This is a genomic window from Pseudanabaena sp. UWO310 (assembly GCF_006861605.1).
Classification (GTDB): domain Bacteria; phylum Cyanobacteriota; class Cyanobacteriia; order Pseudanabaenales; family Pseudanabaenaceae; genus Pseudanabaena.
The window spans coordinates 41,623-54,503 of record NZ_SELU01000014.1 but is presented as its reverse complement, the minus strand read 5'-3'; the positions used below and the strand labels follow the sequence as shown (position 1 = coordinate 54,503).

Here is a 12,881-nt window from a genome sequence, read left to right as displayed (position 1 = left end):
TCAAGTATTCAGGTATAGGTATGGGGAAAAATTGTTGCGGTGACGAGCCGATTAAAAGCGCTAAGAGCCATCATCACGCTCATGACGAAGGGGCACAACACCCTCAAAGCTCTCAGAATCACGGGCATAATCACAGTCATGACCATGATGGGCATGACGGACATGATCATAGTCATGGTTCTGAGGAATTCGATCTCCAGAAAGAAGCTATTCCCGTGCTTGTGGTGATTGTCCTGTTTTTGATTGGTTCCATTTACAACGAGCAACTGCATAATACGCCCTATGCCGTGGCAGAGTATTTGATTCTGATTCCTGCCTACTTATTAAGCGGTTGGAACGTGCTGATGACTGCTGGCAGGAACATTCTGAAGGGTAGAATTTTTGATGAGAACTTCTTGATGACCATCGCCACATTGGGAGCGATCGCCATTCATCAATTGCCTGAAGCGGTCGGTGTGATGTTGTTTTTTAAAGTAGGAGAACTCTTCCAAGACTATGCGGTAGGCAACTCAAGGCGATCAATTAAAGCGGTTTTAGAAGTTCGTCCCGACTATGCCAACCTAAAAGTTGATGGCGTAATTACTAAGACTTCTCCCGATCTAGTCCAGATCAGCGACATCATTACAGTTACCGCAGGCGAAAAGATTCCCCTCGATGGTCTCGTGATTGCGGGAACTTCGCAAATAGATACTTCAGCACTCACGGGCGAATCCATACCGCGTTCTGTCCGCGTAGGAGATATTGCCCTTGCAGGAACCATCAATAAAACTGGAATTTTAGAGATTCAAGTCACCCAGTTATTTGGAGAGTCCTCGATCGCAAAAATTCTCGATTTAGTCGAAAATGCCAGTAGCAAAAAGGCGGAAACCGAGAAATTAATCACTAAATTTGCCAAGATCTATACGCCGATTGTGGTATTTATCTCCTTAGCGATCGCGATCGTTCCCCCACTGCTGATTCCTAAGGCAAACCTAGCTGAATGGGTATACCGCGCCCTAGTCATTTTGGTGATTTCTTGTCCCTGTGGTCTGGTGATTAGCATTCCCCTTGGCTATTTTGGCGGTATAGGTGGGGCTGCGAAACGCGGCATTCTCATCAAAGGTTCGACATTCTTAGATGTCTTAAACGATGTAAAAACGGTTGTCTGCGATAAGACGGGAACTTTAACCAAGGGAACCTTTAAAGTAACGCAGATCGTCCCCGAACAGGGCTTTAGCCAAGATGAATTACTATCTATTGCAGGTCATATCGAAGCCCAATCGACCCATCCGATCGCGCAGTCGATTAAGGAAGCCTACAAAGGAGAATTGGATTTAACCAAGGTTTCCCATTACGAAGAAATTGCTGGGCATGGGATTCGGGCGATGCTAGGCGATCGCTTGACGATTGCTGGCAACGATCGCCTCCTTCATCGAGAAAGCATTGCCCACGATACTTGCAAAGTATCAGGTAGCGTGGTGCATCTTGCCGTAGATACAAAATATGCAGGTTACATTATCGCTGCGGATGAAATCAAAGACGATGCGATCGAGGCAATCCAAAATCTGCATAAAATCGGCATCAAGCAAGTAATCATGCTCTCTGGGGATAACAATGGTGTAGCTGCCGATATTGCAGGCAGGTTAGGACTCGATTCCTACATCGCGGAACTGTTGCCTGAAGGAAAGGTCGATGCATTCGAGAAGATTATCAGTAAATTAGGCAAATCAGAGAAAGCAATTTATGTGGGCGATGGCATCAATGATGCGCCTGTAATCGCTCGGGCGGATGTCGGTATTGCCATGGGCGGTTTGGGTTCCGATGCGGCGATTGAAACGGCGGATGTCGTGATTATGAATGATTCTCCGACCAAGATCGCTGAAGCGATTCAAATTGCCCGTAAAACCCACAGCATCGTCTGGCAAAATATCATTTTCGCATTGTCCGTGAAAGCTATATTTCTCGTACTTGGGGCTTTCGGCTTGGCAACGATGTGGGAAGCAGTTTTTGCCGATGTTGGTGTGGCTTTAGCGGCGATCGCTAATGCCACTAGAGTTCTGAAATAAGGCTAGGGGCAGCGCGAAGCGCCGCCCCTAGCCCAAGATGAGTAGCGGCGCTTCGCGCTGCCACTCATCTTGGGGATTACTTAACATTCTGAATAGGCTTGACGGTGAGGCTTTGGAAATAGAGAAATCCCGCAGAGAATAGGAAAGTGAAATAGCCGATCGCTTGTCCTAAAAATAAGCGATCGCGAAAACCAAACATCGCTTTAAGTAATATTCCTGGAAATTCTTTATCGGGTAGAACATCATGCACATCCCAAACCAAACCACCCAACAAGCAAGAACTCATTTCCACAGTAGAAGATGCAGGAAAACAGATAGAAGTCTGTGAGAGTTCGGCATAGGCAGCGATCGCCCTATCGAGATGTCCGATCGCACTGATGACTAGCCCTGCAACGATCAGTAACAGGAAAACTCCCATCGCTTGAAAGAAGACTTTTAGATCGATCCGAATTCCAAATTGAAATAGGGCAATTCCGATCGCCACGGCTCCAACTAAGCCCGCGATCGCCCCGACAATCGGGACAACTCCGCCTTGCAACTTTGCCGAAATAAAGATGACTACTTCAAAACCCTCGCGCAAGACCGCAATGAGAATCAGCACAAACACCGCCCAACCTGCTGTTTGTTCATTCGCGATCGCCTTACCGATTTTCCCCTCGATTTCCCCCTTCAGAGCCTTAGCATTTTCAGTCATCCAGACCAACATCCAACTTAACATCGCGATCGCCGTAAGCCCTAAAATCCCCTGCCACAATTGCCCGTAAAAAGCAGCTTGAGCGGGATCAGTACCTTCGACCTGTTTTAAAAACCAGTTTAGTAATATACCGACGACAAAGCTCGCCAATACACCTGTAGCAATACCGCCATACACCCAAGGATTGAGTACACTGCGATCGGCTTTTTTGAGATATGCCATGACAATCCCTACCACGAGGGCAGCTTCTACGCCTTCACGTAAGGTAATTGCAAAAATTGGTAAGGCGGCACTAAAGTCCATAACTAACTTTTCCTAAAGCTCCTAAGTAGATCAGCATAATTAAAAAACAAAACCAGAGAGCGTACCGCCTGCGTAGCGGGCGGTACGCTCTTCTAGGTTTTAAGTTTATTTATGCCTAGCTACTTAATTGTAACGCGAGGAAATGATCGGAAAATCAAGGCAATTCAGCCCTTCTTGTCCTTGCCAACTTGCAAAACAAACGATCATAGAGTTTAATTTATAGTAGATAGCTCAACCATTAGATCCGTAAATGAAAATCTTTGTTTATCACACCCCTGAGTTAGTTCCGACTGAAGGGAATCCAGACTGCGCGATCGCCGTTGATATTTTGCGAGCAACTACTACGATCGCCACAGCCCTTGCTGCGGGAGCCGAAGGAGTGCAAGTATTCTCCGATCTTGACGAGCTTTTACGGGTGAGCGAAGCGCATCCACCAGAATTACGGATCCGAGTCGGCGAGCGGGGGGGAAAGACGGTAGAAGGGTTTGATTTGGGAAATTCTCCCTTTGACTTTACGCCTGATGTGGTGAAAGGCAAACGGATCTTTATGAGCACCACCAATGGTACGCGATCGCTCCAAAAAGTCCAGAATGCTAAAAGTGTTTTAGCCTGCGCGATGATTAATCTCGGTTCGGTATTGAAATATTTGCGCGAAACAAAGCCTGAGACAGTGTGGATCGTCGGTTCTGGCTGGGAAGGTAGTTATTCCCTAGAGGATACGACCTGCGCAGGTGCGATCGCGGCTAACCTCGAAGACGAAGCTGATTTTGGTAACGATGAGGCGGTAGCGGCGGCAACGCTGTACAAGACATGGAAAGGAGAGGTGGAGGAGCTGTTTTATCAAGCTAGCCACGGTAAACGCCTACTAAACCTCAATGGTGCGGAAGATATCGCCTACTGTGCCAAGTTGGATGTGGTTGATGTATTGCCAAAGCAATCTAGTGCAGGCTTGCTAGTTGCTGCCTAGTGGTACTAGATTAGGTAAGCATTAATTTCCCTGTTTACCATGCCACTGTCGCCGCGCTCATCTCTGCTCATAACGCCCTCAGCAAAACAAGTGGCTAATATCACTGGATCTACGGTAAGACCAGAACGCCTTACCCCTCCCTTGAAATGGGCTGGTGGTAAGCGCTGGCTCGTCCAATATTTGCAGAATACTTGGCAGAAATATAGCGATCGCCGATTGGTAGAACCATTTTGTGGCGGATTAGCGATCGCTTTAGGTTTACAACCGAAACAGGCTTTACTCAATGATATCAATCCCCATGTAATCAACTTCTACAAATGGTTACAGAGGGGTTTATGTTTGGATATTGAGACGAAATATGACCGCACTTTTTATTACGCCCAACGGGATGAATTCAATCGGTTGATTCTGAATGGAGAGGGAAATACTCGCACCGCAGCGCAACTCTTCTACTATCTCAACCGCACTGGTTATAATGGGCTATGTCGTTTTAATCAAAAGGGGGGATTTAACGTTCCCTTTGGGAAATATAAAACCATTAATTACAATTCCGATTTCAGCGCCTATAAACCGACACTTTCACAATGGAAGTTTACCAGCATAGATTTTGGCAAAATCAAAATTGCGGCAAACGATCTAATTTATGCCGATCCTCCCTACGATGTAGAATTTCGACAATATTCTAAAAATGGCTTTGAATGGTCAGAACAAGAGCGCTTAGCCCAATGGTTAGCCAATCAAAACTGCCCTGCGATCGCTTCTAATCAAGCAACCGATCGCATTCTTTCCCTCTACAAAGATCTGGGATTTGAGTATAAAATTCTCGATGCTCCTAGAAGAATTAGTTGTAATGGCGATCGCGTCCCCGCCAAGGAAATGCTCGCCTATAAAGGGTTTAGCAAGGGAATCGACTGGGGGCTAGAACTATCATGAGTCTTCGCAATACTGAGACTGGAGCCGTTTTAGAACAAATGGTATTGCATTCTTTAATCTACGGAGGCTATCTCTCCCAGTCTCAGCAATATATCGGCAGCCGTCCAGGCGGAGGTAAACATAAAATTGATGTAGTAGCAAATCGGGGCGATCGCAATATTTTAATTTCCTTAAAGTGGCAGCAAGTGGGTGGCACTGCCGAGCAGAAGGTTCCCTTTGAGGTAATTTGCTTAATGGATGCGATGGAACAGAATCCCAATTATCAAAAAGCTTATTTAGTTCTCGGTGGCGAAGGTTGGACATTGCGCGAATTCTATATCTCAGGAGATTTACAGCAATATATTCCCTATGGCGATCGTGTAGAGATTGTCACCCTTGAGCGATTTATCATGAAAGCCAATATGGGCAAGCTTTAAGCATCTTCCTCTATATCTAATAAATCAGAATCGATTTCCGTAAATAAATCTGACTCATAACTTAGTTGGTATAAAGATAATCTATCTTTGATATCTCTAGCTAATTGATCAAAAGTGATGCAAATTATTTTTTGAGAATCGATCAACACCTTGTTTAATCTCCATTTAAGTCGATTTTTATCTATAGGTGACAGGAAAGACTCTCTACCGATTACTAGCATTCCATAAAAATTGATACTATCACTATCAAAAACAGCACGAAATTGGGCAGTATTTCTAAAATCATCAAGCTTCCAAAACCAGTCAACAATTTGGCTAAAGCCATGCTCAAATCGAGGAGACCAATCAGACGTACTTCGCCCCTTTTCGACAAAAATACTATTTTTAGTAGCGTCTTCAAATTCAATAAAGCAGTAAGTCCCACTGACCGAGTCCCCAACAACTAGATCGGCACGAAAATCGCCAAAAACGGCAAATTCATGTTTAATCCTATCAAATTTCACTATTCCTGCTACATAAGAAGCTATAAATGCCGATAGATGTAAATTACTTCTAAAAAATGGTAGTACATCTTGAGCTTCTCGAAGTTCTTCCTTATCGAGAAGCTTTTCAAACTCATTAAGTTCAGTAATACATCTTCTTACGTCAAAGTTGAAAGAATCAAGCGGTTTCAATTGTAAGTTCCTTCTTTGATATGGAGCCATACAATCTTTGTAGTCGATCATGATTGACAATATCAGTGACTATTATTTCATCGTCTTGACACTGAAAAATCAATCGATACTTTAAGCCTGCTCTTGCGAGGAAATAATTCTCCTTTAAATGCAACTTATGTACTTGTAGTGACGTATTAAAAGGAAAAGTCGCTAAGGATTCGATCGTTTTGATAACTCTCAAATAATCTTGTTTTTGCAAGCTATCCAGACTTATTTGGGCTTTGTCGAGTAATACAACTTTATTTGACATGGCTAGATACTCCTAAGTCGTATCAATAAAACTATAAAACCTGAAGTTTCATCTAAGGTTTTTAGGTCTAACACTTGGTTAGCATAAAAATTCTATCATGAACCATGAAAATGCTCATTGCTGTAAAACCCCAAATATGAGTGGCGGCGCGAAGCGCCGCCACTCATATAGCTGCCGCCAACTGTATAGGACAAAACTGGCGGCAGCTATATTTGAGGTTTTGAAGTACATTTCAAGAATTCTACCCGCATTCTCAGGATATTTTTTTGACTGCGAGCAGAAGATTGTACTATCAATAAGTTCTTTTTGCCTTAGGCAAAAAGAACTTCGCTAAGCTTCATCTGACCTTTTCGCGGGAATGAGGCTGTTCACCAATGGAGCAAAAAGAGTTAATCCATCGGGAATACATACTATTTCCACTGGAGTTGTGCCAATTATCTCGCCATCAACTACTACTTTTTGAGGTGGAGTCGCCGTTACCTTGATTTTGTTCGTTCTAAAACAGGCTAAAACTTCATTCTCAATCGGCGTTTTCACTAATGCAGAAGTAAATAGCTTACCAATAACATCGATCGCTAATAGGCGATCGGTAAGGGTGAGACTTTCATTTTTGGAAACCGCGATCGTCACATCCAATAATCCATCATTGGGAATCACTTCTCCCAATCCTTGCGCCAATACTGAGGTCGGTGGGGCAGCATTAGCAATTGTCATCGCGCCGCAATGAAATTCAGTAACGGAACCATCAATTTCCACCTCAACCGCAAAGAGTTTTTGTTCCAACAGTTGTTGCGCTCCCGCAATGAGATAGGCAAGAGGACCTAAGAGATTTTTCATCTCTCGATCGGCTCGTTCGACCGTTTCTGCTTCAAAGCCAATACCAGCCAGCAAAATCATGGGAGAACTATTGCAACGGGCGGCATCCACAATGCAAGTATTGCCCGTAAGGATCGTTTCGCAAGCCTGCTTTACCCCTGTGGGAATGCCCAAAGCGACGGAAAAAGCATTAGCAGTACCTCTAGGAATGATCCCAAGGGGAATCCCCGTCCCAATGAGAGCATTGGCAACGGCGGAGATCGTTCCATCGCCACCAGAGGCAATGACAAAATTAGTGTCAGAAATTAGCGATCGCCGCCTTTGAATCGAAGCGATCGCCGCTTTTGCCTGATCGGTCGGATTCAAATCAGGTTTTGTAAAAATAACGTTCAATTGGATCTGCGGCTCCAATATCTGACGAATCATCGCCAGATCTGCATCAGGATTCCCCTGTCCAGCCACGGGATTAAATATCAGATGCGCGACGCGACTTTTTTGGAGAGACTGTAACAAAGCATTAGCGGTCGAGAGATTGGTAGCAAGTGGAACGTTATAGATTTGGCATATCCGCAATAGATTAAGAAGACTAGCAGCGATCGTTTGCAGTTGATCGGGATCGCAGAGCCAAAGAACACAGGCAATCTCCCCTGCAATCACACGAGCCGTAATTTGAATATCTCCGCCATCCCGCTGCGATTTTATGAGTTCTATCGGTAGTCCAGTGGCGGCTTGAACCTGTTTACCAGTATTGGCAGTAGCAATAGTGTGATAGCGCGATAGGGTCGTTTGGTACTTTTGGGCTAACGCCATCATGTCAGCTTTTTGGGAGTCATGAGCGATGAGAGCAATGGAAGTTGGCATTGTTTTATGATATTTAAAATTCTTGAGAATCGAGTCAAAAGTCTAGATTTATTCACAACCCATGCATTATTTCTATATCTCACTCCTTGGAGACAATTCTGTGATGGTTGCAACCCTAGCTCGATATAGCAATTTCTCACCCTTCCGATAGCCCACATACCGAACGATCGCCAGAACCCCTTCCTCAATGCGATCGCTTCCTTCCATTAATTGATGGTTTTGAGGATCGTAGGCAACCTCTGCCCCAACGAAACCAATGGTCGTAATCCCCCATTTCTGCAAGAGTTGCTCTAAAGGTCGCCAGAGGGGCAAAATATTTTTAGCAAGCATATTGGGATTATTTTGAGCGGCATGTGCCGCTGATGGCAGTTGTAACAGTAACGATTCCAATTGGTAAAAGGTTTCCCTCTCAAACTGCGATCGCAATTCTTGGGTTTGATGCTCTAATTTTTGCTGTAGCCGCTGATATTCAGTCCGTAAATTAGCAATCGTGACAATAGATGCATCGGCGTTGTCATTGGCATCTTGCAGATCTGGATTTAGATCTAGATTTAGATCTAGATTTAGATCTGGATTTCGAGATGGATCTGGACTTAGATCTGGCGGAATAAACTGGGCAATCAATTCATTTACTTCAATGTTTAAAATCTCTGCCAATTTAGCTAAATTGCTATACTTCAAGGTCGCTGCGTTGCCTTTACGTAGAGTATCGATCGCTCTCCGAGATACCCCCGTGCGATCGCTAAGAATTTGAAAGCTCGATATATTCGCTAACTTCATGAATTGACGTAATATTTCCGTGCGATCTTCCATAGCTCCGCTCATTTTTATCTGCTCATTTTTGTCCGCTCGTTTTTATTTTATAGCTATATTCACTTAAGTCAGGACATCAAACCCAATAGAGAGTTGCGGCGCTTCGCGCCGCAACTCTCTATTGGGTTTGATTTTTGTCCTAACATTACTGACTATAGCGATAAGTGCAAGTTTTGCTGAAAACATAAAGCCCCAGATATGAGTGGCGGCGCAAAGCGCCACCACTCATATCTGGGGCTTTGAGAGAGGGTTTGCGTAGCAAACCCTCTCTCAAAGCCCCAAAGTAAAAGCCTTGCTTCGCAAGGCTTTTACTTTGGGGCTTTGAAAATTTGCTAGCTTAACCCGAACTGACGTTATACCAATTCACGAAAGTGTGACAACACTTTTATGAATTAAACACCAAACCCAGTAAGGTTTTGAGATTCCCAAAATGGCGTTGCCATTTTGGGCATTTGTATTACAGCCTATTGAGACTTTAAGGGATACAAGAAAAATTTTAAAAGGCTTGCTTCGCAAGCCTTTTAAAATTTTTCTTGGGTTTTAAGTCAGCGCAAAGCGCTGTAATTAGAGGAGTAAATCTGAGTTAAGAGTTACAGCTAGATCAGTATTGGGGTTAACCGAAGAAAGAGTTACACTGTCGCGACCTAGGAATAGACCGATTAATGTGCCAATACCCGCACCACCAAGAACTTCCTCAGTGGCGATCGCTCGATCACCTGTAACGGCAGCGATCGCTGCGGCTGCGCCTGCACCGAGAGCAGCATTTCTAACGAGAGTGCCAGCACTCAGCCCCTTATCAACCTTTTCGGTTGTGGTAACAACCTTAGAAGTTGCATTGATCGGGACTCTACGACCATTAGCAAACACAAGTTCGCTAGCAAAGAATTGCGTCCCACCTGACACGGTACGTAATTCACCAACTACTTGAGAACCCGCAGGAATCAAAATAGCTCCTTGAGAATTGGCAATATTTTGAGCGACATTTAGTGTCAAAGGCACTTTTTCATCAGGTCCCAACAAAATCTTATCCTTAGAATACTGAAGGGCAATTATATTGCCTGCGGGAATTCTGGTTTGATTTTGAACTGGGGGCGTAGTGGTTTGCCCCACAATGTAGGGCGAAGCGATCGCATTGGCTTGACCAGATCTCACCAAAGCTTGATAGATAAAAGCTGCAACTTCGGCTCTAGTGGCTGTTTGATTAGGATTCAAAAATTGCACGTTGGGGTAATTAACCACTAAGCGATTTTCCGTTGCCGCAGCTACGCTATTTCTGGCATAGTTCGGAATACCTGAAGCATCGGCATAGGTTTGTAAAGTCGTTTCAGTTGGTTGGCTAGCAGAATAACTTAAGCCATTCGCTAGGGAAACTAAAATTTGGACGCGAGGAATATTCTGGGTAGGCTCAAAGACGTTACCTGGATATCCAGACATAAAGCCCGTGGTGTAAGACTTTTGAATTGCGGGGGCTGCCCAATAGGTTGAGGAAACATCAACAAAGGTAACAGTACCCCTCACAGGAGCCTTATTTACAGCTTTACTGAGCATTGCGGCAAACTGCGCTCTGGTTACTGGATCGTTTGGACGGAATCCCCCATCGGGAAAACCCTTAATGATATCTCTTGCGGCTAATTCTTGAATAAAAGTTTGCGCCCAATACCCCGTAGGCACATCATTAAACGTAGTCTGAGCAAATGCAGAGGTTGCGCCGATCGTGGAAATTGCCGAACTTCCGATAAAACTAATTGCAACAAGTAACGCAGTGCTAGAACGTTTAGGCTGATTTGTCATTTTGAGTTTTCTCCTATACATTTTTATGTATATTTCATATCAGACTGTATAAGGAGCCTAAATGTTCCTGAAATTTCATGAATCTATACCAATATTCCCTTGACCATTGATGGGCAGCGCTCCGCCAGATTGCCAGTCAAAACCCAATAGAGAGTTGCGGCGCGAAGCGCCGCAACTCTCTATTGGGTTTTGACTATAGCTATAAAACAAAATCAAACCCCAAGAGAGGAAGGCGGCGCAAAGCGCCGCCTTCCTCCTTTGGGGTAGTAATACCAATTCACGAAAGTGTGACAACTTTTGTGAATTAAACACCAAACCCAGTAAGGTTTTGAGATTCCCAAAATAGCGTTGCCATTTTGGGAATTGGTATAAATGGCGCTACAAGTAGCGCTGACAGCATCCCTAAAGCTACTCTGTATATTTCTCGGTCAAGCACTATAGAGATTGCTATATGATGGATATAAATAGCCTGAAGCCATTACTGTAAGCCTTGACTAAGTTTCAATTTGACTCTATTCCCGATGCCCTCAACGACCTTAAATCTGGTCGTCTCATCATCGTTGTCGATGATGAGAACCGTGAAAATGAAGGCGATTTAATTGGTGCGGCTCAGTTCGCCACACCTGAAATGATAAATTTTATGGCGGTAAAGGCAAGAGGACTAATCTGCCTATCGATGACAGGCGATCGCCTAGATGAACTTAACCTACCCTTGATGGTTGATCGCAACACCGATAGCCATCAAACTGCCTTTACGGTCAGTATTGATGCGGTGGATGGGACATCCACGGGAATTTCCGCAGAGGATCGCTCCCGCACCATTCAAGCCGCCATTAATCCCCATACACGCCCCAACGATCTGCGGCGACCAGGACATATTTTCCCGCTCAGGGCAAGGGACGGTGGTGTGCTCAAACGGGCTGGGCATACCGAGGCGGCGGTGGATCTAGCACAAATGTCGGGGCTTTATCCCGCAGGCGTAATCTGCGAGATCCAAAATGATGATGGCTCAATGGCGCGATTGCCCGAACTGATGGAATATGCCAAGCTGCATAACTTGAAATTAATCAGCATTGCCGATCTCATTAGTTATCGCCTCACGCACGATCGCTTTGTACGGCGAGAAGCCATCGCCAATTTACCCTCACTATTTGGCAACTTTAAGGTCTATGCCTATCGCAACACCATTGATAATACGGAGCATCTAGCGATCGTTAAGGGCGATTTGCAGGATTTTCCCGATAATGAAGTTTTAGTCCGTGTGCATTCGGAATGCCTGACGGGTGATGCTCTCGGTTCTTTGCGCTGTGATTGTCGCGGACAGTTGCAGAGCGCCTTAAAGATGATCGAGTTTGCCAATTGGGGCGTAGTTGTTTACCTGCGTCAAGAAGGACGCGGGATCGGCTTGATTAATAAAATTAAAGCCTATAACCTTCAAGATGGGGGATTAGATACGGTTGAAGCTAACGAAAAATTAGGATTTGGAGCCGATTTACGAACCTATGGTGTGGGAGCACAAATTTTGCACGATCTCGGCATCAAAAAAATGCGTTTGATTACCAACAATCCTCGCAAACTCGCTGGGCTCAAAGGTTTCGATATTGAAGTCGTGGGACGCTTGCCCCTGCTGATCGAAACCAATGAACACAACTCGCGCTATCTCGAAACCAAGGCGGAGAAGCTAGGACATTTGCTATTGCAGTCAAAGCTCGTCACCCTCGGCATTCGGTGGACAGAGGATAAACCCTTAGGATGGCTCGATCGCTTGCGAGAAGTTGCCTCAGCTAACGATCTGCTCTTACAGGAGGAGACATCTCCAACTTTTGCCCATTTATTTGCCAATGCTGATACTGAAGACCGATCAGCGCGATCGCCTCAGGATGGCTCCCAACAGCTTTCCCTCGTCCACTTAGGATTCGATCGCTCCAACGAAGTTTCCGAGGACTGGTACGAACAACCCAATCATCCCTATCGTCAAGCGATCGTGCGCGTATTCAAACATCTCAAACAATGGGAACAGATCGCCACCTTTAAATTTTGCTTGGCAGTCAATGAGGCATCTCTACCTGAGAGTTTCGTGGGAACGATTAACCTTGGGTTAGCATGGAATGCGTCTTGGTCAAGAGATAGGATGTATGAGTGGTTTAACTTTTTCCTCCACGACGGCGACGATCCTGCCATTCCAAATAGGTAAGATAGCCAATTCCGCTGGTGGCGATCGCGAGTAGGGCAATGGCAGCCCAGAAAAAAGTATTGAGAAGAATGGCTTCCGACAT

General features: G+C 44.9%; 12 protein-coding genes. 5 read left to right on the top strand and 7 right to left on the bottom strand.

Translation table 11 applies throughout. The annotated features are described in order from the left end of the window. The first annotated feature begins 20 nt into the window (after nucleotides 1–20). Nucleotides 21–2,045: a heavy metal translocating P-type ATPase gene (locus PseudUWO310_RS06565; protein WP_142599938.1), complete on the top strand. Its 2,025-nt coding sequence runs from the start codon at nucleotides 21–23 to the stop codon at nucleotides 2,043–2,045. Nucleotides 2,046–2,121: 76 nt separating this feature from the next. Here PseudUWO310_RS06565 and PseudUWO310_RS06560 read toward each other — a convergent pair whose 3' ends face one another. Further along, complete coding sequence (locus PseudUWO310_RS06560) at nucleotides 2,122–3,042, bottom strand: FTR1 family protein (protein ID WP_142599937.1); 921 nt, start codon at nucleotides 3,040–3,042, stop codon at nucleotides 2,122–2,124. A gap of 250 nt (nucleotides 3,043–3,292) precedes the next feature. Here PseudUWO310_RS06560 and PseudUWO310_RS06555 point away from each other — a divergent pair, with 250 nt between their 5' ends. The 3 genes from PseudUWO310_RS06555 to PseudUWO310_RS06545 are packed head-to-tail and all read left to right on the top strand — an operon-like array spanning nucleotide 3,293 to nucleotide 5,358. Beyond that, nucleotides 3,293–4,009 carry a 2-phosphosulfolactate phosphatase family protein gene (locus PseudUWO310_RS06555; RefSeq protein ID WP_142599936.1) on the top strand — a complete coding sequence of 239 codons (717 nt, stop codon included), beginning with the start codon at nucleotides 3,293–3,295 and terminating at the stop codon, nucleotides 4,007–4,009. A gap of 39 nt (nucleotides 4,010–4,048) precedes the next feature. Then, the gene (locus PseudUWO310_RS06550) at nucleotides 4,049–4,942 is read left to right on the top strand and encodes a DNA adenine methylase (protein WP_142599935.1); all 894 of its coding nucleotides are present in this window, start codon (nucleotides 4,049–4,051) and stop codon (nucleotides 4,940–4,942) included. Continuing rightward, the gene (locus tag PseudUWO310_RS06545; RefSeq protein WP_009626126.1) at nucleotides 4,939–5,358 is read left to right on the top strand and encodes a PD-(D/E)XK nuclease superfamily protein; all 420 of its coding nucleotides are present in this window, start codon (nucleotides 4,939–4,941) and stop codon (nucleotides 5,356–5,358) included. Before PseudUWO310_RS06550 ends, PseudUWO310_RS06545 begins: the two co-directional genes overlap by 4 nt. On the opposite strand, the gene PseudUWO310_RS06540 is transcribed toward PseudUWO310_RS06545, so the two are convergent. The 5 genes from PseudUWO310_RS06540 to PseudUWO310_RS06520 form a co-directional block, all read right to left on the bottom strand. Continuing rightward, nucleotides 5,355–6,062, bottom strand: a complete 708-nt coding sequence (locus PseudUWO310_RS06540) for a Shedu immune nuclease family protein (protein ID WP_223805564.1) — start codon at nucleotides 6,060–6,062, stop codon at nucleotides 5,355–5,357. The two genes, PseudUWO310_RS06545 and PseudUWO310_RS06540, sit on opposite strands and share 4 nt — an antisense overlap. Continuing rightward, nucleotides 6,019–6,324, bottom strand: coding sequence for a type II toxin-antitoxin system RelE family toxin (locus PseudUWO310_RS06535; protein ID WP_055076375.1), 306 nt, complete (start codon nucleotides 6,322–6,324; stop codon nucleotides 6,019–6,021). The genes PseudUWO310_RS06540 and PseudUWO310_RS06535 overlap by 44 nt, the downstream gene beginning before the upstream one ends. A gap of 330 nt (nucleotides 6,325–6,654) precedes the next feature. Further along, nucleotides 6,655–8,001: a methylglyoxal synthase gene (locus PseudUWO310_RS06530; RefSeq protein WP_142599934.1), complete on the bottom strand. Its 1,347-nt coding sequence runs from the start codon at nucleotides 7,999–8,001 to the stop codon at nucleotides 6,655–6,657. A 72-nt stretch (nucleotides 8,002–8,073) separates the two neighbouring features. Beyond that, entirely contained in the window at nucleotides 8,074–8,826 is a 753-nt protein-coding gene (locus PseudUWO310_RS06525; RefSeq protein ID WP_142599933.1) for a helix-turn-helix domain-containing protein, read from the bottom strand. Between the two features lie 552 nt (nucleotides 8,827–9,378). Beyond that, a complete protein-coding gene (locus tag PseudUWO310_RS06520) occupies nucleotides 9,379–10,605 on the bottom strand; it encodes an S-layer homology domain-containing protein (protein ID WP_142599932.1) in 1,227 nt (408 codons plus the stop codon). Nucleotides 10,606–11,095: 490 nt separating this feature from the next. Here PseudUWO310_RS06520 and ribBA point away from each other — a divergent pair, with 490 nt between their 5' ends. After that, a complete protein-coding gene (ribBA, locus tag PseudUWO310_RS06515) occupies nucleotides 11,096–12,799 on the top strand; it encodes a bifunctional 3,4-dihydroxy-2-butanone-4-phosphate synthase/GTP cyclohydrolase II (RefSeq protein ID WP_142599931.1) in 1,704 nt (567 codons plus the stop codon). Here the strand turns inward: ribBA and PseudUWO310_RS23570 are convergent. Next, the gene (locus PseudUWO310_RS23570) at nucleotides 12,750–12,881 is read right to left on the bottom strand and encodes a hypothetical protein (RefSeq protein WP_263363397.1); all 132 of its coding nucleotides are present in this window, start codon (nucleotides 12,879–12,881) and stop codon (nucleotides 12,750–12,752) included. The genes ribBA and PseudUWO310_RS23570 overlap by 50 nt on opposite strands.

Coding starts and splice junctions, on each gene's coding strand:
- PseudUWO310_RS06525 (WP_142599933.1), bottom strand. CDS start 8,826: ATGAGCGGAGCTATGGAAGATCGCACGGAAATATTACGTCAATTCATG.
- PseudUWO310_RS06530 (WP_142599934.1), bottom strand. CDS start 8,001: ATGCCAACTTCCATTGCTCTCATCGCTCATGACTCCCAAAAAGCTGAC.
- PseudUWO310_RS06560 (WP_142599937.1), bottom strand. CDS start 3,042: ATGGACTTTAGTGCCGCCTTACCAATTTTTGCAATTACCTTACGTGAA.
- PseudUWO310_RS06550 (WP_142599935.1), top strand. CDS start 4,049: ATGCCACTGTCGCCGCGCTCATCTCTGCTCATAACGCCCTCAGCAAAA.
- PseudUWO310_RS06535 (WP_055076375.1), bottom strand. CDS start 6,324: ATGTCAAATAAAGTTGTATTACTCGACAAAGCCCAAATAAGTCTGGAT.
- PseudUWO310_RS23570 (WP_263363397.1), bottom strand. CDS start 12,881: ATGTCGGAAGCCATTCTTCTCAATACTTTTTTCTGGGCTGCCATTGCC.
- PseudUWO310_RS06565 (WP_142599938.1), top strand. CDS start 21: ATGGGGAAAAATTGTTGCGGTGACGAGCCGATTAAAAGCGCTAAGAGC.
- PseudUWO310_RS06540 (WP_223805564.1), bottom strand. CDS start 6,062: ATGGCTCCATATCAAAGAAGGAACTTACAATTGAAACCGCTTGATTCT.
- PseudUWO310_RS06520 (WP_142599932.1), bottom strand. CDS start 10,605: ATGACAAATCAGCCTAAACGTTCTAGCACTGCGTTACTTGTTGCAATT.
- PseudUWO310_RS06555 (WP_142599936.1), top strand. CDS start 3,293: ATGAAAATCTTTGTTTATCACACCCCTGAGTTAGTTCCGACTGAAGGG.
- PseudUWO310_RS06545 (WP_009626126.1), top strand. CDS start 4,939: ATGAGTCTTCGCAATACTGAGACTGGAGCCGTTTTAGAACAAATGGTA.